Source organism: Staphylococcus sp. 231237_7MaSpsaltlick (genome assembly GCF_043107035.1).
This window is the reverse complement of record NZ_JBICNX010000450.1, coordinates 1-388: the sequence shown is the minus strand read 5'-3', so window position 1 is coordinate 388 and position 388 is coordinate 1. Positions and strand designations below refer to the sequence as shown.

Annotated in this window: 1 protein-coding gene; it reads left to right on the top strand. The window is 35.6% G+C overall.

Annotated features, from left to right (window positions below):
• Positions 1-388: terminase small subunit (locus ACF91D_RS32295; protein WP_392438790.1), on the top strand; the 388-nt coding region annotated here is incomplete at both ends.

Here is a 388-nt window from a genome sequence, read left to right as displayed (position 1 = left end):
TATAAAGGCAGGATATAGTCCACAGAGCGCCCATGTACAGGGCAGTAGACTATTAAAGAATGAAAAGATATCTAAATATATTAAAGAGCAAAAAGAAGAGTATATGGACGAAAGTGTATTAACTGCTAAAGAGCTATTGCACATACTTACAAATGCTGCTACTGGTGACGAGACAGAAACTAAAGAAGTAGTTGGAAAACAAGGGGAATTTGTAGAGAATCCAGATACAGGACGTAAGATGTTAGTGTATAGTGAACGTATAGAGATGGTGGAGGTGCCAATCAAAGCAAGTGATCGTTTAAAAGCGCGTGATTTATTAGGTAAGTATCATAAGATATTTACTGATAAAGTTGATATAAATTCACCAGTACCGGTATTCATTAATACA